Genomic DNA, 22,163 nt, shown 5'->3' with positions numbered 1-22,163 from the left:
ACCCCAGACCAAGCGCCACCCATTGCCGACGTGCCATGCAGCGATCACGCTGCTGCGTAACTCGCACGGAACACGTCCCGGGCACGGTCCAGGTCCCGCTCCGTACGAAGCTGCACCTCCAGGTCGCCCGTGCCGTGGTGACCGAGCCCCGTCACATCCCGGGTGAACCCGGGAACCAGGTCGACCTCCTTGGGATCGGCCTTGAGGTAGACGAGGAGCTTGGTGTGCTGCGGCGGGCAGACGCAGGCGAAGTTCCGCAGGCGCTGGTATGCGACGTACTGCTTGCGCTGGACCCGGGTGACGCCGTCGCCGATACCGAGCAGCACTTCGTCGACCGCCTCGACCAGCTCCGTCATCGCGCCGTCCCGCTTTCGGGTCGACGGCAGTCCGGCCCCGCCCCGGTGGGCCCGCTTGATAGCGGTCGGCTGCCCAGTGACCGATGGCACATAAGGACGCCTTCCGGAACCTAGTCCGCAACCGGCTTGGAGCCTCGGCCGAAAGTGTGAGCGCGCGAAACTCGACCGCATCCGCTCCCCCCTGCGGAGCCGAGTCCACAAGTCACGAGAGCCTCGCCAGCATCCCAGCACGAGCCCAGCACGGAACGAGTGAGCAGAGGTGATGACGGGTGACGAGGGTCAGATTTCCTCGGGGTTCGACCCCAAAGAGTCGGCCCACTTCTGACATGCACGTGCCTGATCCTGGCTTCTCGACCGGATTCGCAGCGCGCTTGCCCTGGTCTTCACAGTTGCCTCAATGTTCTGCACCGCTGCTCTTGAACTGCCGCAGAAAATTGAGGAATACCTGTCTGCAGGATCCGTCGTAGTCGCCCTGCTTGTCGTCTACGGGCCGAACGCGATCGTCAATCTGCGACGCCTTTGGCGTCGAACTCTGCCCGGCATGAGAGCCCTTCCCGTGCTACGCGGCGAGCGGTTTCAGCACGTCGGCCGCAGCCAGAGGGCAGTCGGAGTCGATCGACCCGGCTCGCAGAGCCGGCTCACGAGTGCGGCTGCTCGTCCTGTGCTCCCCTGGGCTCGTCGGCGACTTCCCCGGCTGGTCGCCAGCGGTCCAGCGGCCCAGAAACGTATGCGTCCATGCCCGCCGCGGCCAAGGGAAAGAGGGGAACCGTCTCGAGATCGCCGTGCAGGCGCAGCAATACATGATCGTCATCAACCAGGCAGTCGGTGTAGGGAAGAGTGCGGGACAGCAGGCGAGCGAAATCGTCGCAGGACGTCCGAACGTTCACCTTGTCGAGGCCGAGCCAAACGTGCAGCGTGCCTTCCTCAACCGTCAGCTCGACATCGATGCGGGAACCGGCTGCCTCGGCGGCTTCGCCGCACCATGTCAGTGTCTCGTCCAGCGCGCCGAGGTGGACGGGGAGCGGACGGAATGCCTCCTGACGCATGTCGTCGCGGACTGTTACGCCGGTGGCCGGGGCCTGGTCGCGCCACCAGTCCTGCACGACGTCGCGGACCGAGGCGGCCTGCGGTCCGCTACTCAGCGCTCGCCGTACGGCGTCCGCCGCGTTTCGCCGGACCACGCTCGCGGCGTCGGATCCGGTGTCGGCGGCCATTCGGCGCAGGAGCGAGCCGGGCCCGATGCGGGTGTCGTCGAGAACCTTCCGGTACAGCTCGCGCAGCGTGTCCGGTACGGCCGTATCGTCCGGCCCGAGCAGGGGGCGGATGCGTTCTGCCCAAGCAAGAAACGCCTCGGTATCGCCGGTGGTGAGGAGGTCGGTGCCGAGGTCGCCGCGGGCGAGAATGCGGGCGCGCTGCCGTTCCGTCGGCCGGCCGAGGCCATCGAGCTGGGCGCGCAGGAGGAAGGCGAGCAGGTCCCGTTCCGAGGCGGGGAGATCATCGACGACACCGTTGACGGGGGTAGCAAGGATGTCGAGGAGGGCCTCGGCGGTCGCCTTCTTGGCCTCCGGCTTACCGGGGGTTCCGGGCAGATGCTCGGTCCACTGGTGGACCCGTCCCTGAGCGTCGCGCAGGCTGATGGTGGTGGTGTAGCTCTTCAGGTGGTCTGGCCCCGAGACGTCGTACGTGTACTCGTGGTCGATGCCGTACGTGCTAGCCATGGCGGTGAGAACGGTCACCGGGTCGTGCTGGTGGTCCAGGCCGGAGAGCCAGTCATCGAGGATGGCAGGTCGGCGCCCAAGTAGCCGAGGGCCATGGACGCGCCAGGCCGCGGCGACGACCGCCTGCGCGGCGTCCGACACCGCGGTGCGGCCCTGTCCGCTCTCACCGCGGCTCGTCAGCAGCCCTTCCGTGAGCTGGAGAGCCGCACCGAGGCGGGCAGTGTCATCGTCAGACGAGGTAAGAATCCGCGCCTCATCTTCATCGGGGGTTAGGCCGTGCGCGAGGGCCCGGTGAACGCGGACGTGGGCTGCGAGGTAGTCCACTACGTGCGAGCCGTGGTGGGCGAGGAGGTGATTGTCGCGCTGACGGGCAGCGGTCGCCGCTTCCTGGTTCTCATGCACCCAGGAGACATGGGTGAGGGCCTGGGCGAGGAGTCCGTGCGTGCGGTGGCCAAGCTCGAACATGGCCGCCAGGTCACTCACGGCGTCCCGGTGCCGGTTGCCCGGCTGCGGGTACGGCCGTGGCGATGCGGCTGGCAGGTTCGCGGGGGTCGCCTTGAGTCCCGGGCTCGCTGCTGCGGTCACTTGCGGGTAAGCGTCAAGAAGTGCTTGTGCCGCCGCTGCTCGCGCGGCCTTCTTGGACTGGCCGATACCTTCCGCCGTTCGGCCGGTTCCGGTGCGGACGGCGGCCCGGAACACCTTACGGTGGTCCGGGCCCTCCTCGTTGTAGTCGTAGGTCAACCCTTCCTTCTGGAAGGCCGTTTGCGCCAGGGTGACCGGATCGGTAACCGCCCCCGAGGAGGGGTGGTCGAGGTCGTGCCACACGGACGCGACCAGCCTCCGGGCGATCTCGTGCTCGCCGCAAAGGCTGAGCGCGCCGAGGATCTGCCGGGCCACGCCTTCGAAGACGGACCTGGCAGGCTGCTGCGCCTCCCCTGCACCCATGCGCACCAGCCCATGCTTGGTAGCCCATGCACCGAGCGCCAGGTTGGCGGCGGCGCGCCGCCGGGCGTGTTCGCTCGACTGTTCGCCGACCTTCCGAGGGGTCGCCCATCGTGTGTAGGCGTCGAGCAGGATCACGTCGAGCGTGGTGGCGCCGAGCCGGTCAAGCAGGCCGAGCACGTGCGGTGTGACCTGGTCAGCGTGGTGGCTCTCGTAGAGGTGACTGCGGTGTTCGGCGGCAAGGCCGAGCCAGGCGGTGACCTCAGGGCCGGCGGCCCATCCACGCACCGTATTTCCTACGATCTCGCGGACCTCTTGCCCATACGCGCCCACCAGCGACACGGGCGGCTCGCACAGCGCCGGGTACGTGACGTCGTGGATATCGAGCCGCCGTTCGGCGCGGGAGTAGGGCCGGACCGGACCGCTCGACGGACGCTGTCCGGTCGAGTGCCTGTCCGACCGCGCGGGCCGGACAGAGCGGGAGACTTCGGGGGGTGTGGTCCGCCCCCGACCGGTGGACGCCGGGCGCGAGTGGGCAGGACGCGAGTCGGTTCGCCGAGGGGCCGCCTGCGCCCTCCGCCCGCCGGTCGGCCGTGCGCCGGACCTACCGTCCAGGAGGTTCTGGAGTTCATTGGTGAGCCAGGAAGGCAGTCCCGTCGGGGGAAGGCCGCCGTCGAAGAAGTCGCTTGCCAGGTCGACGCAGTACTCGTACCGCCCCCAATCGCGGTGGCGCGCGTACTCCTGACTGATCATGCGCAGCGCCGACCGTATCCGCGCGTACGGCACCGTCCGGTCGGCCAGCTGGTACGACGTCCGGTTCCGCGCGGCCTCGATCGCCAGCGCGATGCGGTGCACTGGTGTTGGTGGCGCGGTCTCGCGCAGCGACACGATGCCAACCCAGCGGTTCACGGTCCTCCCCTACCGGGTCGCCTGACCTTGTCCAGCACGCGCTCCCGGGTGGCATCAATGCGCTGCCCAGTGCTTGCATACGTGCGGTGGCCCGCCCCGGTCCTGCTGTCCCCTCCTGCCGCCGCACCTAACAACTCACGGTGATCATGGCGGCACTGATCAGTAAGCGTATGCCGCCAGGCGCGAGTTCGGGAAGGGGTCGCCCAACGCAGATCGTTCCGCCTGCCGGGTGGTGCGGGTTGCCAGAGCGGGCGGCGGACCGCGCGATCACCAGGGGCAGGCGTACGCCCGTGGAGAGAGTGTTGAACGTGGCTGGCACGACGGCGATCGCGTCGGCCGGCGGCAGCGGGCGGGGGCACCCGTGCTGCGCCAGGCCGAGCGGATCGGGTAGCCGGTCTGGTCCTCGATCGCCTCGGTGTCGAGGAACCCGAGCCCCTGGGGGGCGACAACGCCGACGCCCAGCCCCAGCTTCTGCGCGGCGGTGATCAGCATATGGGCGTCGCCCGCGATGACAGCGGCATAGATGACGACGTACAGGAAGGGCTTCCTCGCATGGGGTGCCCAGATGCCGGTTTCCGGCCGCGGGTTCGAACTTAAGCCTGCTCAGGCAGAGTCAGACTCACGCCTTGCGCTCATCCACTCAGCGCCAGGCTTCTACCCCGCCCTCGCAGGCAGTCACTCAACGTGGCCTTGGCGGCACCTCCGGTGGCATGACGTCCCGTGCCACCAGGCCCGCCGCAACGTCACTTCCTGGGGAGAATCTGGGGAGTATCGACGGCCCTGAGGAGCGCGTGGGGAGAATCGACCGCGTAACGCAGCACGATCCCGAAAGACGCTGAAAGACTTATCCGCGCAGGTCAGGGGTGGGCACAGCCGCATCGATGCAGGTCAGCGCCACCAGGTAGACAACTTCATGACGTACGTGCCGAGGTCGTCGGCCTCGACGATCCCGGGGAGCGAGCCGCCTTCACGCAAGGGCGTGACATAGCGGGTCGCTACGACCTCTTCCAACACTTTCCCAGGCCACCCATCTCTTCGACCTTGCCATCCACGGACGACTTCTCCGGGGGCGCAGAGGCGGGGACCGACGGCAGGCGGCGCCGCGTCCCTCGCCTCCGGCCTCCGGCGCGAAGAAACACAGTAACCGAGGGTGATCGCGGACGCTGTGCGCGTTTTCCGCCACGGGCCGCGCCGGGATGTCGTGGCCGGGTCGCTCCGGCGGGATTCCGGGGTGGCGGGGCCGGGGCGGCCGGGCCCGTCAAAGACTTCGATGAATCGGCAAAGTTTCACGAGAGGAAAGGGGCATGTCGACCCATTCCCCCTCCCGGAATCCATCGTCGTACATAGGATCGATCAGGGTGCAGGGGTGCGGAGGAGAGGCTTCGTTTTCCGCCGTTTCCCCGTGTCCACCCATGCCTTCACGCCCGTTCGGCCCTGGTCAGCGATATTCAGCGCGATGTCTACCGGAAAAGGTGTGGAACATTGTTGCAGCGCGACATCGAAGTGAAACTTCTGCGGACCCTGCTGACCGTCGTCGACGAAGACGGCTTCTCCCGCGCAGCCCAGTCGCTCCACGTGACCCAGCCGACCGTCAGCCAGCAGATCCAGCGCCTGGAGTCGCTCATCCAGGCGCCGCTGTTCCACCGCACCAAGCGGCCGTTACGCCTGACCCCGGCGGGACAGGAGTTAGTGGCCCACGCACGCCGGGTCATCATGCTGAACTCCGAGGTGCTGGACAAGCTGTCGGCGATCCGCAGCCACGAGACCTTCGGCATGGGCTGTTCGTTCCACTTCGCGGACGGGCTGAGCACCATGCTCTCCCGGCTCGCCGAGGAGCAGCCGCACCTGCGGTGCGCGACCGTCACCGGGGTCAGCGCCTCGCTCGCCGACCGGGTCGCCGGGGACGAGCTGGAGGCCGCGCTCCTGCTCGGCACGAGAACCGCCCGCTCGGAGATGCTGGGCCGGCTGCGGCTCGGCTGGTTCGGCCACCGCACGCTCACCCCCGCGGCCCGCGTGCCCATCGCGCTGCTCGGCGACCGCTCGGCGCTGAGCCTGCACATCGTCGAGGCGCTCACCGCCCACGGCGTCCCCTGGTACTCGCTCCCCTGGTGCACCGACCCGCTGGCGGTCCGGGCGTCCGTACAGGCCGGGCTCGCCTACACCGCCCTGTGCGAGAACGCCCAGCACAAGCACCCCGACCTGCACCCCGCGCCGCGCGGGGTCCTGGGCCCGGCCCCGGCACCGCTCCCGGTCTACCTCGCCTTCTCCCCCACCGTGCGCGAGTCCGTCGCGGACGCCGCCCGCGCGGCGGCCCGCGCCATCCTGGAGGGCACTCCGCTCTCCCCGCCGTGAGCGAGTTCTCCCCGCCGTGAGCGGGTGTGCGCGGGCGACCCGGGGGGGCCGGCACGGGGGTCGGATCCGGCTGCGCCCAGGTCGCCCGCGGAGCGGACCGGTGGCTCAGTACGAGCTCCGGACCGCCCCCCGCGCCGTCAGCTTCGGGCCGTACGGCGCGGAGTCCAGCCACTCGCCCGCCCTGCGTCCGGCGGCGGCGACCGCCACGGCGGCGCGCTGGCGCAGCCGGAGGGAGGGACGGTGGGCGAGCATGTGTTCCAGGGCGCCGCTCGCGCAGGCCCGGTTGTACAGCGCGGCCTCCCTGCGCTCCTCGGCGAAGCCGGCGACCGCCGCCCGGGCGGCGGCCCCGTCACGGCCCGCCTCCAGGGCCGCGGCCACCGCCCCGGCCGCCCGGACGGCGTCCGGGACGCTGGAGTTCATGCCGCGGGCGCCGAACGGCGCGAACAGGTGCGAGGCCTCGCCCGTCAGAAGGACGCGGTGGTGGGTGTCGGTGAAGTGCGCGGCCACCTGCTGGGCGAAGCGGTAGGTCGAGACCCAGCGGACCCGGTCCCCGTACGCCTCCGGCAGGATCCGGGGGATCCAGTGGCGCAGGCCCTCCGGGGAGACGAAGCGCTCGGGGTCGTCGTCCGCCAGGAGGTTGAGGTCGACCCGCCAGCCGCCGGCGAAGGGCACGGTGAGGACGTTCCGGCCGCCGACGCCCGGGTGCCGGTAGTGGAAGACCCGTTCGACCGGCAGGGGGTTGTGCTCCGGGTCGTCGTCCAGGTCGACCACCACGAAGGTGTTCCGGGAGCGCGGTCCTTCCAGCGGGCTGCCGATCGCGGACCGCAGGACCGAGCGCGAGCCGTCCGCGGCGATCACGTAGTCCGCCTCCCAGAGGCGGCCCGCGGAGTCCGTCAGGACCACCCCGTCGGGGGCGGAGCGGGCCGAGACGACCTCGACGCCCCGGTGGAACTCCACGCCCCGCTCGTGGCACGCCGCCGTCATCAGGTCCTCCGTGACGACCTGCGGCAGGCTGGTGAAGTGCGGCAGTCCCGCGCGGGTGCTCGGCGGGTAGGTGCGGGAGTAGATCTCCCGGCCGCCCCAGAGGGACCGCTTCGTCGCCCACATCACGCCCCGGCCGGCTATCGCGTGGCCCAGTCCCGGGCTGAGCCGCTCCAGTTCGCGCAGGGAGGCGCCGTGCAGGTAGGCGGCGCGGCTGCCGGGGCGTACGGACGCCTCGGTGCGCCGCTCCAGGACCACCGCGGGCAGGCCGGCGGCGCGCAGGGCCAGGGCAGCGCTCAGACCGGCCGGTCCGCCGCCCGCCACCAGGACCGGGCGGCGCGCGGGGGAGGGGGTGCTCGCGGTCATGCCGTCTCCTTGGCGAGGTGGAGCGTGTCGGAGGTGAAGGTGACGATGCGGCCGTGCAGTCCGCCGGTGAGGGCCGCGTGCCACAGCGCGGTGCGGATCCCGGTCCCTTCGCGGTGCAGGACGAACTCGTCCTCGGCGGTGCTCAGTTCCAGGTGGTCGCCGAGCCGGCGGACCGTCAGCCCGGCGGCCTCCGCGGTGCGGACGAAGGGTTCGAACTCCGGTACGTCGAGCACGTACAGCGCGAGCGTCATCGGTCCGTCCCTTCCGCCGCCGCCTTGCGGACGAGTTCCGCCTTGCGCTGCCACAGCGCCTCGATGGACGGACTCGGGCCCTCCACGACGTCGGCGAGCGCCCGGACGGTCAGTTCCGCGTCGCGGGCGTCGACGTCCGACATCGGGCGCAGCGGCCGGGTGATCTCCAGCTGGATGCCGTTGGGGTCGTCGAAGTAGATGGACTCGATGAGCTCGTGGGCCAGCGGCGGGGTGACGCGCACGCCCCGGGCCTTCAGCCGGTCGCGCCAGGCGAGGAGTTCCTCCTCGGTGTCGACGTGGAAGGCGAGGTGCCGGGAGCGGTGCATGAGGTCGCTGGGCGCGTCCTCCTCGGGCAGGCCGAAGTAGTAGAAGAACGCGATGCGGTTGCCCGCGCCCATGTCGAAGAAGAAGTGGACGAAGTCCGGGTAGTCCTCGGTGACCCAGCCCGTCGCGGTGATCGCGTGCAGGAGCGGCATGCCGAGGGTGCGGGTGTAGAAGTCGACGGTGGCGCGCGGCTTCCAGGTGACGAAGGCGAGGTGGTCGACCCCGTCGACGCGTGAGCCCGGCAGGCCCGCCCCGGGACGGGCGGACGGTGATGCGGTTGCCAATACTCCTCCTTGGAAGGGGCAGGCCGGCGAGGCGCTGCGCGTCGGGGTCGGTGCGGTTCAGCCCGTGGTGCGGCCCTTCAGTCCGGTCCCCGCGACGACCGCCCCGAAGAGCAGGACGACGCCGCCGACGAGGAGCGCCCAGCGGGTGCCGTCGGCGTTCGTCGCGGACAGGTTGAGGATCACGCCGAGGACGGCGACGCCGAGGGAGGCGCCCACCTGGCGGGCCGAGTTGAGCGCGCCGGCGCCGATGCCGGCCAGCTCGGGGGGTACGGAGCTCGCCATGCCGGCGACCAGCGCGGGCAGGGCGAAGGAGACGCCGAAGCCGAAGGCGAGCAGGCCCACCACGGTGGCGCCGAGCGCCAGGGCGGAGTCTCCGGTGAAGGGGGCCTGGAGCAGGGCGCCGGCGCCCATCAGCACGAAGCCGGTGGTGGCGGGGCGGCGCGGGCCGATCCGGCCGACCAGGCGTCCGGTGTAGATGGGGTTGAAGGCGGTGGGCAGGGTCAGCGGCAGGAAGGCCAGGCCGGCGGCGAAGGACGAGTAGCCGCGGCTCTCCTGGAAGAACAGCGACAGCGCGAACAGGAGCCCGGCGAGGCCGAAGTTGGCGAGGAGGCCGGCGCCGAGCGCGGCGGAGAAGCCGCGGCTGCGGAACATCCGCAGGGGCAGCATCGCCGCGTCCCCGGCCCGGTTCTCGGCGACGACGAACACCACGGCCGCGAGCGCCGTCAGGAGGAAGGCGCCCAGGACGAGGCCGCCGCCCCAGCCCTTGTCCGGCCCCTCGATCAGGGCGTACGACAGCGCGCCGAGTCCGGCGACGGCGCTGAGCTGGCCGGTGACGTCGAGGCCGCCGCGCTGCTTGCGGGCGGTCTCCGGGGCCAGGCGCAGGGTGATGAGGAGACTGACCAGCGCCAGCGGCACGTTGATGAGGAAGATGGCGCGCCAGCCGACCGTGTCGGTCAGGGCGCCGCCGACCAGCGGACCGGCGGCGAGCGCCGCTCCGGTGATCGCCGCCCAGTTGCCCACGGCCCGGGCGCGGTCGGCGGGGTCGGTGTAGGCGTTGGTGATGACGGCGAGGGAGGAGGGCAGCAGCAGCGCGCCGGCGACGCCGAGCGCGAGGCGCAGGGCGACGAGGGCGCCCAGGGTGTGGGTGGCGGCGGTGACTCCGGAGAGCACGCCGAAGGCCACGAGGCCCCAGAGGAAGACCCGTCGGCCGCCGAAGCGGTCGGAGAGCCAGCCGGCGGTGAGCAGCAGGGCGGCGAACGTGATGGTGTAGCCGTTGGTGACCCACTGCAGACCGCTCAGCCCCACGTGGAGGTCACCGGAGATGGCGGGCAGCGCCACCGAGACGATCGTCATGTCCAGCAGGACCATGAAGTAGCCGAGCGAGAGCCCGATCAACAGGGTCCGGGAGGGCTTGTCGGTTCGTGCCGGTGCGACGGAAGCCCGCTGAGGTTCCGCCTGCGTCGACATGTTCTCTCCTAAGGTTTTGGATGGGTAAATTCGCCGCCGGGGATGGGCAAAGGGGGCGGCACAAACCATTCAAGCCGATGGGAAAGGTGAATTGCCGCTGGTGACGTAGGGAATGCCCTATGGGTAGCATCGGCTCAGCCGATAGGTCGTCGAGGGAGCTCAGGGTCGTGGAGTTACGGCATATTCGTACGTTCGAAACGGTCGCCAGGACACTCAGCGTCACGCAGGCCGCGAGAGAACTGCACTACGCGCAGTCCAGCGTCAGCGACCAGGTCCAGTCGCTGGAGCGCGAGCTGGGCGTCGAGTTGCTGGACCGGACGCAGCGGCGGATCCGGCTGACGCCGCAGGGCATGGTGCTCTCGGAGTACGCCGACCGCATCCTCAAGCTGCTGGACGAAGCGCGCTGGGCGGTGGCCAGGCCCGGTACGGAGGTGGCGGTCGGCGCGCTGGAGACGGTGTGCCTGCACCTGCTGCCCGGGGTGCTCTCGCGCTACCGCTCGCAGTATCCGGAGGCGCGGGTGCGGGTCGTCCAGGACAACCGGGGCGAGTTGTACAAGGCGGTGCGCCGGGGCGACCTGGACGTGTGCGTCACCTTCGGCGATCCGCCGCCGGACCCGGCGCTGCGGGCCGAGACGCTGGCCGAGGAGCCGCTGGTGGTCATCGCCCCGCGGGACCATCCGCTGGCCGCGCGGGGCCGGGCCCGGCTCGCGGAGCTGGCCGCTGAGCCGTTCCTCGCCACCGGACAGGGGTGCGGCTTCCGGGAGATGTACGACGACGCCTTCCGCGGCCCGGTCCCCAAGGAGCCGGTGGCGGAGGTGTCCAGCATCGGCACCCTCGGCGCGTGCGTGGCGGCCGGCATGGGCTGCGCGCTGCTGCCCGCCCTCGCGGTGCGCGCCCAGGCGGAGCGGGGCGAGGTCGCGGTCGTCGAGGTCGACGACGTGGACCTGCACACGACGGTCACGATGACCTGGCTCGACCGCAGTTCGGCCAATCCGAACCTCCTCGGCCTCCAGACGGTCCTGCGCAAGCAGTCGGGCGGCTGACGTCGCGCCCGTGCCGGTCACCTCGGGCTCCGGGGCGGCCGGGCGGGGAGGGGCGGCAGGGGCATCGCGCGCAGCCGGGCGCGGGCGGTCTTGCCGGTGACGGTGGTGGGCAACCGGTCGACGAGGACGAGCTGTTCGGGGAGCTTGTACGTGGCGAGGCCCTTGGCGGTGAGGTGTCCGGTCACCTCCTCCAGGGTCAGCCGGGCGCCCTCCCGCAGGGCGGCGACCAGGCAGGAGCGCTGGCCGAGCCGGGGGTCGGGGCGGCCGAGGACCGCGTGCTGGGCCAACTGCGGGAGGTCGTCGAGGAGTTCCTCGACCTCCAGGGCGCTGAACTTCAGGCCGCCCCGGTTGATCAGCTCGTCGGAGCGGCCCCGGTAGACGACCGAGCCGTCCGGTTCCAGGGCGGCCAGGTCTCCGGTGCGCAGCCAGCCGTCGGTGCCGAGCGCGACGCGGGTCCGCTCGGGGGCGCGGTAGTAGCCGGAGAACATGTAGGGGCTGCGGTAGTGGAGTTCGCCGGTCTCGCCGGGCGCGGCGGGTTCGCCGTCCCCGGTCAGCACCCGCACCTCGGCGCCGGTGGCCGGCCGGCCGATGGTGGCGGTCGCCCCGGGCGGGTCGCCGGGGCGGGTGTAGGTGCCGGCGCCGACCTCGGTCATCCCCCACTGCACGACGAGCCGGGCGCCGAGGGTCCGCCGCACCCCGTCGGCCAGTTCGCGGGGCACGGGCGCCCCGCCGGTGCGCACCTCGCGGAGCGCGGGCGGGCCCGGCTCCCCCTTCTCGCCCAGTACGGCCAGCAGGTCCCGCAGTTGGGCGGGTACGGCGAAGGCCGCGGTGGCGTGGACGGCGGCCAGGGTCTCGGCGAACCGCCGCGGCTCCCAGTCGGCGAACAGTCCGACGGCCCCGCCGGTGACGAGGGCGAGGTGGACCGAGAGCAGTCCGAAGGCGTGGCTGAGCGGGCTCGCGGAGACGACGGTGTCGCCGGCGCCCGGTCCGCCGTCGGCCGCCACGGCCGCGGCGTTGCCGAGCAGTCCGGCGTGGCTGTGGACGCACAGCTTCGGCCGCCGGGAGGTCGTCCCCGAGGAGGCCAGCAGGACCAGCGGGGCCCGCGGGTCGTCGGGCGGGGGCGGGAGCGCGGGGGTCCCGTGGTCCGTCTCCCCTTCTCCGGGGAGGAGTTCGGCCAGGTCGGGGAGACCCGCGGTGGCCGCGCGGCCCCCACCGGGGGACACCCACACGTGCCGCAGGGTGGGGCACCGGTCGCGCAGGCCGAGGAGGTCGGCGAGCCGGTCGTGGCCGCGGTGGGCGGCGCCGGCCGCCAGCGCGACCGCGCCCGCCTGCTCGATCAGGGCCCGCGCCTCGTGGGCGCCGTACGCGGAGTGGAGGGGCAGCAGCAGGACGCCGAGCCGGGCGGTGGCCGCGTGCAGCACCACCAGTTCCCAGGAGTTGGGCAGCCAGGCCGCCAGCACGTCGCCGGAGGCGAGCCCGCGCCGGTGGAGGACGCCGGCGGTGCGCTCGGCCTGGTCCCGGCAGTCGCGCCAGGTGCGCCACCGGCCGGCGTCCCACACGGCGGGTTCCGCACGGCGGGCGGCGGCGCGTTCCAGTGCGTCGGTGAACGTGCGGAAGGTCGTGGGGGATTTCGCGGGGAGAGCCGGCGCATTCACGGGGAGCTCCGTTCTCGGCAGATCGAATCAATCGGCAACTGCCTTGCGGGACGGATTCTGTTCGGCGCCGAACGGAATCGTCCAGAGGAGCCGCATAAGGAATCCCAATCCCGTTCTCCGCGCGGGCCGCGATAAAGAACTCCGATGCCAGGCGGTCCCCGGCCTCCACGCCGGGAACCCGGACCGCTCTTCCGGGGGTCGTTCGGCTCCGCCTATGACACCCATCGGCGGAGCCGAACGGCTGCGGTAAGAAACATCAATAGAGAAGGTCGGAATTCCGCTTCCGGAAGGCTCAAGGACAGGCATATCCAGCATTGATCGGCACCCCCGATGGACGCCATCGAGAAGGACGAAGATTCCTTCTCTTCGCAGGTCAGGCAGGGTGCACAGCAGCATTCGAGGCGTGCGGGAGACGAAAAGAACCCGCCTTCGCCGGCACCCCCTTGCCGGGAAACCGAACAGCGCCACAGAATTCCGTCGACCCTGCGGCAGGAGGTATCGATGGACTTCGTTCATCCTTCCGGCACCACCGAGGAAAAATCAGGGCCGGGCGACGGCCCGGTCGCGGACGGCGTCTTCTCCGCGACCGACCTCGCCCGGCTGGACGACACGATCGCCGACGCCCGTTTCGCGTCCATGGCACCGGCGTCGGCCCTTCTCGCCCCGCTCGCCCCGCACGGCGAGGCGGCGGCGCTGACCGAGCGGGAGTGCGTGTTCGACCACTGCGCCGTCCTGCTGTTCCCCGCCACCCTCGCGGCGGGACTGGACCATCTGGAGCGCCGGGGACTCGCCCCGCTGCCCACCGTGCCGAGCACCGTCGTGCGCGGCCGGCTCAGCGAGCGGCACGGTCTCGACCCGGCGGACTGCGAGGTCCACATCACGCGGCTGCGCCTGGAGCTGCCGGACGGCCGGCGGCACGCGGCGGTGGAGGTCTTCCTCTTCCCCCGCGACAGCCGGGCCTTCGGCCGGCGGATCGAGGCGGCGGAGTCCTCGTACGGCTTCGAGAACCACACCGCCTTCGTCGTGGAGCGCCCCTCCGCTCCGCTGCTGCGCCGGCTCGTCGGCGCCTGGCGCACCGAGGCGGGGCTGCTGTGGGAGGGCGGCGGTCACAACCCGCACGAGGGCGGGGCGCACGGCTCGACGGTCACGTACTTCGTCCGCGACCACCGTCACCCCGCCGGCCGCCGCCGTTTCGAGCTCCACTGCGCGGGCGACCTCCGCGACGCCGTCGCCGGCCTGCCGCGCCCCGCCGAGGCCGTCCGCCGCGCGTACGCCTCGTGGCCGGCGGCCGCCGCGGGGGCGACCGTCTGAAGCGGCGCGCCCCGCCCCCGTCCCCCCTCGCCCCGCCTCCGTACCCCTCTCGCACGCCCTCGCACGCTCTCCGTACGCCCCTCGTCCCTTCGTACGTCCTCCGTACGTCTCCGCCCTCCACGACCACGAGGAGCAGCCCGTGCTGCGGAACGACTCGCTCAGGAACATCGCGCTCACGCCCGAACTCCACGACTACCTGCTGGCCCAGGGCCGGATGGCCCCCGACCCGCTCCTGGCCGAGCTGGAGGAGCGGACGCGGCAGGGCATCCCCGACCAGGCGCACATGGTGGTCGCCCCCGAGGAGGCCGCCCTGCTGACCTTCCTGGTCCGGCTGCTCCGGCCCCGGCGGGTCGTCGAGGTGGGCACCTTCACCGGCTCCTCCGCGCTCTGTCTGGCCCGTGGGCTGCCGCCCGGCGGTTCGCTGCTGACCTGTGACGTCTCGGCCGAATGGACCGGTCTGGCGCAGGAGTTCTGGAAGCGCGGCGGGGTCGACGACCGCATCGAGCTGCGGCTCGGGCCGGCCGCCGAGACCCTCCGGGCCCTGCCGGCCGAGCCGCACGTCGACCTGGCCTTCATCGACGCCGACAAGCCCGGCTACGTCGACTACTGGGAGGAGCTCGTCCCCCGGATGGTCCCCGGCGGGCTGATCCTGGTGGACAACACGCTCTTCAGCGGGCAGGTGATCGACCCGTTCCCCGGCGAGAAGGCCGCCGCCGTCCACGCGTTCAACGAGCACGCCCGCAGGGACGAGCGCGTCGAACTGGTCATGCTGCCGGTCGCGGACGGTCTGACGCTGGCGCGGCGGTCGTGACCGGGGCCGTGCGCCCGGGGTTCCCGCTGCACTCCCTCGCGGGCGAGGTCCCCCTCGACGACCTGGACGAGGACTTCCCGCGCAACCTCGGCCCGGCCGAGCAGCAGCCGGCCTGGGACGACGCCGTGCGGGTCGCCGCCGCCCGCGCCGAACTGGCCCGGCTGCCCGGCCTGGTGACCTGGGAGGAGGTCCGTCTGCTGCGGACCCTGCTCGCCGAGGCCGCGACCGGTCACTACCTGGTGCTCCAGGCGGGCGACTGCGCCGAGGACCCCGCGGAGTGCGAGCCGGGGACCGTGATGCGCAAGGCGGGGCTGCTCGACGCGCTGGCCGGGGTGATGGTGGCCGGCACGGGCCGCCCGGTGGTGCGCGTCGGCCGGATCGCCGGGCAGTTCGCCAAGCCGCGCAGCGCGGACACCGAACTGGTCGACGGCGTCGAGCTGCCCGTCTACCGCGGCCACCTGGTCAACGGCCCGGAGCCGACCGAGGCTGCCCGCCGCCCCGACCCCAGCCGCATGCTGGACTGCTACTACGCGGCCCACCGCGCCGTGACGTACCTGCGCCAGCGCACCAGCGACTGGGCGCTGCCCACCGGCGCCCCGGTGTGGACCAGCCACGAGGCGCTCGTCCTCGACTACGAGCTGCCGCTGCTCCGGCGCACCGCGGCCGGGCACATCCTGCTGGCCTCCACGCACCTGCCCTGGATCGGCGAGCGCACCCGCCGCCCGGACGGCCCGCACGTCAGGATGCTGGCGCAGGTGACCAACCCGGTGGCGTGCAAGGTCGGTCCGACGACCCGGCCGGAGGAACTGCTGGCCCTGTGCGCCCGGCTGGACCCGGGCCGCGAGCCGGGGCGGCTCACCCTGATCTCCCGGATGGGCGCCGGCGCGGTCCGCACCGCGCTGCCCCCGCTGGTCACCGCCGTGCGCGACGCCGGGCACCGGGTGGCGTGGCTGTGCGACCCGATGCACGGCAACACCGTCAAGGCGCCGTCCGGCCGGAAGGTCCGCTCGGTCCGGACGCTGGTCGACGAGGTCCGCGCCTTCCTGGAGGTGGTCGCCGAGGCCGGCGGCACGCCCGCCGGACTGCATCTGGAGACCACGCCGTACGACGTCGCCGAGTGCGTCTGGGGCGACCCGGCCGAACTCGACGCCGAGGCCCCCCGCACCGCCGGAGGGCACGCCCCCGCGTCCCACTGCGACCCCCGGCTCAGCCCCGCGCAGGCCGTCGAGGTGGCCCGCGCCTGGTCCGCCCCGCCCCTCCGGACGGAACCCCCGGTGCACGCCCCGGTGGAACCGCCCGTGTGACCCCCGACGGAACCCCGTCGAGACCGCCAGAGACCGCAGCGGGCGACCGCCGCGGGAAGCCGAAGAAAGACGAAAGGTGACGACACCATGTCCGAGACCGTGATCCGCGCCGACGACGGCACCTTCGCGATGATCAACGTGTTCGAGGTGGAGCCGGAGAAGCAGAAGGAGCTGGCCGAGGTCCTCAGCGAGGGCGCCGAGAAGTTCATCCGGCACCGGCCCGGCTGCCTCTCCGTCAACATCCTGACCAGCCTCGACGGCAGGCGCCTCGTCTACTACGCGCAGTGGCGCACCAAGGCCGACATCAAGGCGACCATGGCCGACCCCGACGTGCAGTTCTACCGGGACAAGGCGGCCCTGCTGGGCAAGCCCGACCCGCACGCGTTCACGGTCTTCGCCGTGCACCACCCGGAGGACTGACGGCCCCTCGCTCCACGGCGCCGCACCGCCCCCGCCCGGGGCGGTGCGGCGCCCCTCCCCGACCGCTGCCTCCCTCCCCCGGCAAGGAGACGACCGGACCATGTCCCGCCGCCTGTTCACCTCGGAGTCCGTCACCGAGGGCCACCCCGACAAGATCGCCGACCAGATCAGCGACACGATCCTCGACGCGCTGCTGCGCGAGGACCCGTCCTCCCGGGTCGCCGTGGAGACCCTGATCACGACCGGCCTGGTGCACGTGGCCGGCGAGGTCGCCACCTCGGCGTACGTGCCGATCCCGCAGCTGGTGCGCGAGAAGGTCCTGGAGATCGGCTACGACTCCTCGCTGAAGGGCTTCGACGGCGCCTCCTGCGGCGTGTCGGTGTCGATCGGCGCGCAGTCCCCGGACATCGCGAGGGGCGTGGACACCGGCGGTGCCGGCGACCAGGGCCTGATGTTCGGCTACGCCACCGACGAGACGCCGGAGTTCATGCCGCTGCCGATCCGGCTCGCCCACCGCCTCTCGCAGCGCCTGACCGCCGTCCGCAGGACCGGCGCGATGCCGTACCTGCGCCCGGACGGCAAGACCCAGGTGACCGTCGAGTACGACGGCGACCGCGCGGTCCGCCTGGACACGGTCGTGGTCTCCGCCCAGCACGCCTCCGACGTCGACCTCGACGGGCTGCTGGCCCCCGCGGTCCGCGAGCTCGTCGTGGAGCCGGAGCTCCGGGAGCTCCTGGAGGCGGACGTCAAGCTCGACACCGGGGACTACCGGCTGCTGGTCAACCCGACGGGACGGTTCGAGGTCGGCGGCCCGATGGGCGACGCGGGCCTGACCGGCCGGAAGATCATCATCGACACGTACGGCGGCACGGCCCGGCACGGCGGCGGGGCGTTCTCCGGCAAGGACCCCTCCAAGGTGGACCGTTCGGCGGCGTACGCGATGCGCTGGGTGGCGAAGAACGTCGTCGCGGCGGGCCTCGCGTCCCGCTGCGAGGTGCAGGTGGCGTACGCGATCGGCCGGGCCGAGCCGGTCGGCCTCTTCGTGGAGACCTTCGGCACCGGGACCGTTCCGACGGAGCGCGTCCAGGCCGCCGTCGAGGAGGTCTTCGACCTGCGGCCGGCCGCGATCATCCGCGACCTGGACCTGCTGCGGCCGATCTACGCGCAGACCGCGGCGTACGGCCACTTCGGCCGGGAACTGCCCGACTTCACCTGGGAACGCACGGACCGGGCGGACGCCCTGCGGTCCGCGGCCGGGGCGTGACGATGAGGATCGCCGTCACCGGGTCGATCGCCACCGACCACCTCATGACCTTCCCGGCCCGGATCACCGACCAGCTGCTGGCCGACCGGCTGGACCGGGTGTCCCTGTCGTTCCTGGTGGACACCCTGGAGGTCCACGAGGGCGGGGTGGCCGCCAACATCGCCTACGGACTGGCCCGGCTGGGCCACCGCCCGCTGCTCGTGGGGGCGGTGGGGGCCGACTTCGCCGCGTACGGGGCCCGGCTGGCCGCCCTGGGCGTGGACACCGGGGGCGTCCTCGTCTCCCGCACCCGGCACACCGCGCGGTTCCTGTGCACCACGGACCCGGACGGCAACCAGCTGGCGTCGTTCTATCCCGGCGCGATGACCGAGGCCGCCACCATCGACCTCGCCGAGGTCGCCGGCGACGCGGACCTCGTGCTCGTCGGCGCGGACGACCCCTCGGCGATGCTCCGGCACACCCGCGCCTGCCGGGGCGCCGGGATCCGCTTCATGGCCGATCCCTCCCAGCAGCTGGCCCGGCTCGGGGGCACCGTGATCCGCGAACTCGTCGAGGGAGCGGACCACTTGTTCACCAACGAGTACGAGCACGCCCTGCTCCTGGAGAAGACCGGCTGGTCGCGGTCCGAGGTCCTGGAGCGGGTCGGCACCTGGGTGACCACGCTCGGCGAGAAGGGCAGCCGCGTCGACCGGGCCGGGGAGCCCCCGGTGGAGGTGGCCGCCGCCCCTGCGGCGGCGGTCGTGGACCCGACCGGTGTCGGCGACGCGTTCCGCGCGGGCTATCTGGCCTCCCTGGCGGCGGGCCTGGGCCCGGCGGGGTGCGCGCGGGCCGGGTCGGCCGTGGCCTCGCTCGCCCTGGCGGCCGTCGGGCCCCAGTCGTACGACGCCGGGCCGGAGACGCTCCGCGCCGTGCCGCACGCCTGAGGCACGGCACGGGAACCGGCGGGCCCCCCGGTGAGTCCTGGGATCACAGGAGGACGGAGCCGGGGGGCTCCGCTGCGCGTTCGGGGGAGGGCCCATGGACCTGTTCGACTTCGAGGCCGGCGGCCGGGGCGGCGACGTGCCGGACCCGGGCGGTCACGGCTGCGGCTGGGGGACGGTCCTCTTCCTCGGCTTCTGCGTCCTGCTGGCCGTCGCCGTCCAGTGGGCGTTCGGCGCCGTGGGCGACCTCCTCCGCTGGTTCCTCGGCCTCTTCGGCTGACCCCGCCCGGCTCACGGCGTGCCCGGCGTCCCGGTGGGGGCGGCGGGCGCGGGGCAGGCGACGGAGCCGGGCCGCACGGAGAGCTTGAGCCGGGGCGTGGTGAGCAGTCCCGGGATCTGGAAGTCCTGCGCGGTGCCGGTGATCCGGTCGAACTTGGCGTAGCGGGCCTGGATGCCGAAGCGGTGCTGCGGCGCGCCCAGCGGGTTGGGCACGTAGGCGCCGGCCGCGTCCTTGACGGTGCGGACGTCGGCGCCGTTGACGTTGAGGTCGACGATGCCGTCCATGTCGAGTTCGCCGGTGGCGTTCCGGAGGTCGAGGACGGTGTTCTGCGTGCGGATCTCCCAGGAGCCGGGGTCGTCGTCGCCGAGGGTGAGCAGCAGGGTGTACGTGGCTCCCGCGATCTGCTGGCGCTGGCTGAGGCAGAGGCCGTTGAGGACCCCGTCCGCGAAGCCCATCCGCAGCACCCGCACGCTGCCGGCCGTGCCGTCGGGCCGTACGACCTCCTGGTCGACGACGGCGGCGCCGTACTGCGTCCCGTACAGGCTGCTGGTGGTGAAGTCGACGGGCCGGTCCTGGACGCGCAGGCCGACGGCGAGCGCCCCGGTGGCCATCGCCGAGCCGAGCCCGCCGGCGGCGAGGAGCGCGGGGACGGCGACGGCCAGGGTGCGCCGCCAGTGGGTGCGGCCCTCGGGCCGGAGCGGTGCGGGGCTGCTCATGGCGTGGTCACCGTGATCGTTCCGGGGAGGTGGACGGGGTTGTCGGTGGAGTTCAGGGCGGCGTGGTCGTCGGTGGTCCGGATGGCGTAGATGGTGCCCCGGAAGTCCTCCGCGCCCGCGGTGAGCGGGATGAACGAGCCGAAGAACTCGAGGAGTCCCTGGACCTGGCAGATCTGGAACACCACGCGTACGCAGACGTTGCTGATGTTCCCCCACATCACCGTCGTCTCGGGCTTGCCGGCGCTGTCGTAGCCGCCGAGCGAGCCCTCGTCCGGCACGTCGATGACGACGGTGTGGCCGTCGGCCCGCTGGGTGACGTTCATGTGGGAGCGGATCTTCAGCTTGGTGAAGGTGTACTTGGTGACGTTCTTCGGGGTCCCGTCGGAGAGCCGGATGGTGACGTCCTTCTCGACGGTCAGGGAGACCGCGACCAGGCTGTCGATGCTCACCTCCAGCGGGTACGGGCTCGGCAGGAACGGGACGCCGAGCGGGGTCACGGCCGCGGGCGGCCGTCCGGCGGCGCTGCTCGGCTGCCCGGAGACGAGCGCGGTGGCGACGGCGAGCAGCAGCGCCGCCACGACCGCGACGGCCTTGCGCCGCCCCCGCACCCCGCTCACGCCTCCACCGCCTCGGGTACGGCTCCGGCTCCGGCGGCGGCCCCGGTGGCGCTCCCGGGCGCGGCCCCGTCCCCGCCGTCCCCTCCTGCGGCACGGGGCCGCCTGGCGCCCCAGCCGACCGTCATCGAGCCGCCGAGGACCCCCAGGACCATGCCGAGGAGGAAGCCGCCGAGGTTGGAGACGACGAGCGAGACCACCGCGAGGACGCAGCCGATGAGCCCGAAGGTGTAGCGCTGGCGGGGGGCGGCGAGCGGGATGAGGCCGCACAGGATCATCCCGCCGCCGACCAGGTAGCCGGCGACGCCGCCGAAGCCGGTGCTGACGATGAGCTGCACCGAGCTGAGCGAGAACTTGAGCACGGTCCAGCCGCCGGCCACCAGCCACACCCCGCCCCAGAAGGGGCGGGTCCTGCGGAAGGCCCGGAACCAGACGTACGCGCCGCGCGCCCGGCTCAGCACGTGGTGGCCGTTCCCGCGACGACCCTCAGCTTCAGGTCGGGCAGCACGAGCGCACCCGCCATCTCGGCGTCGTACGCGGTGGCGTTGAGGCCGTGCAGCCGGATGGAGCTGCCGCCCTCGCCGCCGGCCGAGCCGAGGCCGAAGCCGCCGGGCAGCGCGCCGGTGAGCGGTTTGCCGGCGACGGTGACCTGGTCGGCGGACTGGCCGAGGACGGCGTTCTGGAGGGTGGTGGGACCGTACGCCTGGAGTTCGGTGGCCTGGATGTAGAGGTTCGAGGCGTCGATGTCGGTGGTGAAGGCCGCGGGCGGGGTCGCGGCCACCTTCTGGCCTCCGGTGAGGAGCAGCGAGTACGGCACGCCCGCGATCGACTGGTGGACGATCCCGCACAGTCCGGCGAGGCCCGCGCTGGCGAACCCGACCCGCGCCATGGCGGTGTTGGTGGTCGTGGTGCCGTCCGGGCGGCCCACGGCGGGGGTGTTGACGATGGCTCCGAAGCCGGTGCCGGAGACGCCGTTGGAGGTGAGGGTGAACGGCTGTCCCGTGACGCTGAAGTTGGCGGCGAGGGCGCCCTGCGCGAGCGCGGCGCCGAGCGCGCCGACCGCGAGGCAGGAGGGGACGAGGGCGAGGGCGCCGCGTCCCCAGCGGGTGCCGCGGCGGGTGCCGTCGGCGGCCTCGGCGAGCATCCGGGCGTTCCAGTCGGCGGTGGCGCGGACGCCCCGCGTGCCGAGCCGGGCGAGCGGGCCGGGCGCCGTGCGGGGGCCTGTGAGGAGGGGGCTCATGCGGATCCGCTCCCAACGGACACGGGGGACCCGGGGGTCCCGTCGGTGGTGGCGCGGCCGCGGCGGAGGAGGCCGCGGCGCCGGGCGGGCTTCTCGGGCAGCCAGCCGAAGGCCATGGCGCCGCCCAGGACCGACAGGGCCATGCCGACGAAGAGGCCGCCGAGGTTCGAGAGGGGGAAGGAGGCCACGCCGGCGATGACGGCGATGGTCCCGGCGGTGTGGCGCTGGCCGGGCAGGAAGAGGACGAGCAGGGCCATCGCCATGATGACGACGCCGCCCGCCATGCCGGCGATGCCGCCGACGCCGACCTGGAGGATCTTGCCCAGCGGGGCCATCGGCAGGAAGAAGATCACGAAGCCGCCGAGGGCGATCCACAGCGCGGCCCAGAACGGCCGGGTGCGGCGCCAGACGCGGAAGGCGCGGCGGGCTCGGGCGGGGCCGGAGAGCGTCGGCGCGTCGGCGTCGGGCTCACCGGTCGCCCCGGGGTCGGGGACGGTCGCCTCGGGGGCAGTCGCCTCGGGGGCGGGGGCGGGCGGGTCGGGGGTCGTCACGGGGGCCTCGCAGGGGCGCTCGGAAGGTGGGGAGGGGGTGTGGGCGGCCGGTCCCGGGGCGGCGCGCCCCGCGGTGGCGCGCCG

At 72.8% G+C, this 22,163-nt stretch carries 20 protein-coding genes and 3 pseudogenes; 9 read left to right on the top strand and 14 right to left on the bottom strand.

The genetic code is table 11. The features are described from left to right. Positions 1–44: 44 nt before the first annotated feature. The 4 genes and pseudogenes from IE326_RS32860 to IE326_RS42050 form a co-directional block, all read right to left on the bottom strand. Positions 45–446 (bottom strand): annotated as a pseudogene (locus tag IE326_RS32860) (DUF5655 domain-containing protein); the annotation flags it as partial. Positions 447–994: 548 nt separating this feature from the next. Beyond that, on the bottom strand, positions 995–3,925 hold the full coding sequence (locus tag IE326_RS32855) for a putative dsRNA-binding protein (RefSeq protein ID WP_229915758.1): 2,931 nt from the start codon (positions 3,923–3,925) through the stop codon (positions 995–997). 292 nt (positions 3,926–4,217) lie between these two features. Further along, positions 4,218–4,492: pseudogene (locus tag IE326_RS41105) on the bottom strand (flavoprotein); the annotation flags it as partial. A 336-nt stretch (positions 4,493–4,828) separates the two neighbouring features. After that, positions 4,829–4,939: pseudogene (locus IE326_RS42050) on the bottom strand (HipA family kinase); the annotation flags it as partial. Positions 4,940–5,410: 471 nt separating this feature from the next. Here IE326_RS42050 and IE326_RS32850 point away from each other — a divergent pair. Beyond that, entirely contained in the window at positions 5,411–6,277 is an 867-nt protein-coding gene (locus IE326_RS32850; RefSeq protein WP_150227131.1) for a LysR family transcriptional regulator, read from the top strand. 105 nt (positions 6,278–6,382) lie between these two features. Here IE326_RS32850 and IE326_RS32845 read toward each other — a convergent pair whose 3' ends face one another. Genes IE326_RS32845 through IE326_RS32830 form a run of 4 tightly spaced genes read right to left on the bottom strand, consistent with a single transcriptional unit; the run spans position 6,383 to position 9,950 of the window. Next, entirely contained in the window at positions 6,383–7,624 is a 1,242-nt protein-coding gene (locus IE326_RS32845; RefSeq protein WP_150227132.1) for an FAD-dependent monooxygenase, read from the bottom strand. Continuing rightward, positions 7,621–7,875, bottom strand: a complete 255-nt coding sequence (locus IE326_RS32840; RefSeq protein ID WP_190044072.1) for a hypothetical protein — start codon at positions 7,873–7,875, stop codon at positions 7,621–7,623. Before IE326_RS32840 ends, IE326_RS32845 begins: the two co-directional genes overlap by 4 nt. Continuing rightward, positions 7,872–8,483 (bottom strand): VOC family protein, encoded by a 612-nt coding sequence (locus IE326_RS32835; protein ID WP_229915757.1) that lies wholly within the window; start codon positions 8,481–8,483, stop codon positions 7,872–7,874. The genes IE326_RS32840 and IE326_RS32835 overlap by 4 nt, the downstream gene beginning before the upstream one ends. A gap of 57 nt (positions 8,484–8,540) precedes the next feature. After that, on the bottom strand, positions 8,541–9,950 hold the full coding sequence (locus IE326_RS32830) for an MFS transporter (RefSeq protein ID WP_190044071.1): 1,410 nt from the start codon (positions 9,948–9,950) through the stop codon (positions 8,541–8,543). Positions 9,951–10,117: 167 nt separating this feature from the next. Between IE326_RS32830 and IE326_RS32825 the strand changes: the two genes are divergently transcribed. Next, a complete protein-coding gene (locus tag IE326_RS32825; RefSeq protein ID WP_150227135.1) occupies positions 10,118–10,993 on the top strand; it encodes a LysR family transcriptional regulator in 876 nt (291 codons plus the stop codon). Positions 10,994–11,010: 17 nt separating this feature from the next. On the opposite strand, the gene IE326_RS32820 is transcribed toward IE326_RS32825, so the two are convergent. Next, complete coding sequence (locus IE326_RS32820; protein WP_190044070.1) at positions 11,011–12,648, bottom strand: class I adenylate-forming enzyme family protein; 1,638 nt, start codon at positions 12,646–12,648, stop codon at positions 11,011–11,013. Between the two features lie 501 nt (positions 12,649–13,149). On the opposite strand from IE326_RS32820, the gene IE326_RS32815 reads away from it, so the two are divergent. The 7 genes from IE326_RS32815 to IE326_RS32785 all read left to right on the top strand — a co-directional run bounded on the left by IE326_RS32815 (position 13,150) and on the right by IE326_RS32785 (position 18,958). Further along, positions 13,150–13,959: a hypothetical protein gene (locus IE326_RS32815; RefSeq protein ID WP_150227137.1), complete on the top strand. Its 810-nt coding sequence runs from the start codon at positions 13,150–13,152 to the stop codon at positions 13,957–13,959. Between the two features lie 139 nt (positions 13,960–14,098). Then, on the top strand, positions 14,099–14,770 hold the full coding sequence (locus IE326_RS32810) for an O-methyltransferase (protein ID WP_229915756.1): 672 nt from the start codon (positions 14,099–14,101) through the stop codon (positions 14,768–14,770). A gap of 62 nt (positions 14,771–14,832) precedes the next feature. Continuing rightward, the gene (locus IE326_RS32805; protein ID WP_150232503.1) at positions 14,833–16,074 is read left to right on the top strand and encodes a 3-deoxy-7-phosphoheptulonate synthase; all 1,242 of its coding nucleotides are present in this window, start codon (positions 14,833–14,835) and stop codon (positions 16,072–16,074) included. Positions 16,075–16,161: 87 nt separating this feature from the next. Then, entirely contained in the window at positions 16,162–16,494 is a 333-nt protein-coding gene (locus tag IE326_RS32800; protein ID WP_190044069.1) for an antibiotic biosynthesis monooxygenase family protein, read from the top strand. A gap of 100 nt (positions 16,495–16,594) precedes the next feature. Continuing rightward, positions 16,595–17,758 (top strand): methionine adenosyltransferase, encoded by a 1,164-nt coding sequence (gene metK / locus IE326_RS32795; RefSeq protein WP_150227138.1) that lies wholly within the window; start codon positions 16,595–16,597, stop codon positions 17,756–17,758. A gap of 2 nt (positions 17,759–17,760) precedes the next feature. Next, a complete protein-coding gene (locus tag IE326_RS32790) occupies positions 17,761–18,681 on the top strand; it encodes a carbohydrate kinase family protein (RefSeq protein WP_150232505.1) in 921 nt (306 codons plus the stop codon). Between the two features lie 94 nt (positions 18,682–18,775). Beyond that, positions 18,776–18,958, top strand: a complete 183-nt coding sequence (locus IE326_RS32785; protein WP_150227139.1) for a hypothetical protein — start codon at positions 18,776–18,778, stop codon at positions 18,956–18,958. 11 nt (positions 18,959–18,969) lie between these two features. On the opposite strand, the gene IE326_RS32780 is transcribed toward IE326_RS32785, so the two are convergent. The 5 genes from IE326_RS32780 to IE326_RS32760 are packed head-to-tail and all read right to left on the bottom strand — an operon-like array spanning position 18,970 to position 22,079. After that, positions 18,970–19,674, bottom strand: coding sequence for a DUF6230 family protein (locus IE326_RS32780; protein WP_150227140.1), 705 nt, complete (start codon positions 19,672–19,674; stop codon positions 18,970–18,972). Beyond that, positions 19,671–20,291 carry a hypothetical protein gene (locus IE326_RS32775; protein WP_229915755.1) on the bottom strand — a complete coding sequence of 207 codons (621 nt, stop codon included), beginning with the start codon at positions 20,289–20,291 and terminating at the stop codon, positions 19,671–19,673. The genes IE326_RS32780 and IE326_RS32775 overlap by 4 nt, the downstream gene beginning before the upstream one ends. Continuing rightward, the gene (locus IE326_RS32770; protein ID WP_229915754.1) at positions 20,288–20,749 is read right to left on the bottom strand and encodes a DUF6114 domain-containing protein; all 462 of its coding nucleotides are present in this window, start codon (positions 20,747–20,749) and stop codon (positions 20,288–20,290) included. Before IE326_RS32770 ends, IE326_RS32775 begins: the two co-directional genes overlap by 4 nt. Next, positions 20,743–21,528 carry a DUF6230 family protein gene (locus IE326_RS32765; RefSeq protein WP_150227141.1) on the bottom strand — a complete coding sequence of 262 codons (786 nt, stop codon included), beginning with the start codon at positions 21,526–21,528 and terminating at the stop codon, positions 20,743–20,745. The genes IE326_RS32770 and IE326_RS32765 overlap by 7 nt, the downstream gene beginning before the upstream one ends. Then, positions 21,525–22,079: a DUF6114 domain-containing protein gene (locus tag IE326_RS32760; RefSeq protein ID WP_229915753.1), complete on the bottom strand. Its 555-nt coding sequence runs from the start codon at positions 22,077–22,079 to the stop codon at positions 21,525–21,527. Before IE326_RS32760 ends, IE326_RS32765 begins: the two co-directional genes overlap by 4 nt. Between the last annotated feature and the right edge of the window lie 84 nt (positions 22,080–22,163).

Origin of the sequence: Streptomyces filamentosus, assembly GCF_014654895.1 — a bacterium.
Classification (GTDB): domain Bacteria; phylum Actinomycetota; class Actinomycetes; order Streptomycetales; family Streptomycetaceae; genus Streptomyces; species Streptomyces filamentosus.
The sequence above is the reverse complement of the archived record's forward strand: the minus strand, read 5'-3'. Positions and strand labels throughout refer to the sequence as shown.

Excerpts from the sequence above, each read along its gene's own strand:
- IE326_RS32845 (WP_150227132.1), bottom strand. The coding sequence starts at position 7,624 with ATGACCGCGAGCACCCCCTCCCCCGCGCGCCGCCCGGTCCTGGTGGCG.
- IE326_RS32840 (WP_190044072.1), bottom strand. The coding sequence starts at position 7,875 with ATGACGCTCGCGCTGTACGTGCTCGACGTACCGGAGTTCGAACCCTTC.
- IE326_RS32830 (WP_190044071.1), bottom strand. The coding sequence starts at position 9,950 with ATGTCGACGCAGGCGGAACCTCAGCGGGCTTCCGTCGCACCGGCACGA.
- IE326_RS32815 (WP_150227137.1), top strand. The coding sequence starts at position 13,150 with ATGGACTTCGTTCATCCTTCCGGCACCACCGAGGAAAAATCAGGGCCG.
- IE326_RS32800 (WP_190044069.1), top strand. The coding sequence starts at position 16,162 with ATGTCCGAGACCGTGATCCGCGCCGACGACGGCACCTTCGCGATGATC.
- metK (WP_150227138.1), top strand. The coding sequence starts at position 16,595 with ATGTCCCGCCGCCTGTTCACCTCGGAGTCCGTCACCGAGGGCCACCCC.
- IE326_RS32790 (WP_150232505.1), top strand. The coding sequence starts at position 17,761 with ATGAGGATCGCCGTCACCGGGTCGATCGCCACCGACCACCTCATGACC.
- IE326_RS32785 (WP_150227139.1), top strand. The coding sequence starts at position 18,776 with ATGGACCTGTTCGACTTCGAGGCCGGCGGCCGGGGCGGCGACGTGCCG.
- IE326_RS32780 (WP_150227140.1), bottom strand. The coding sequence starts at position 19,674 with ATGAGCAGCCCCGCACCGCTCCGGCCCGAGGGCCGCACCCACTGGCGG.
- IE326_RS32765 (WP_150227141.1), bottom strand. The coding sequence starts at position 21,528 with ATGAGCCCCCTCCTCACAGGCCCCCGCACGGCGCCCGGCCCGCTCGCC.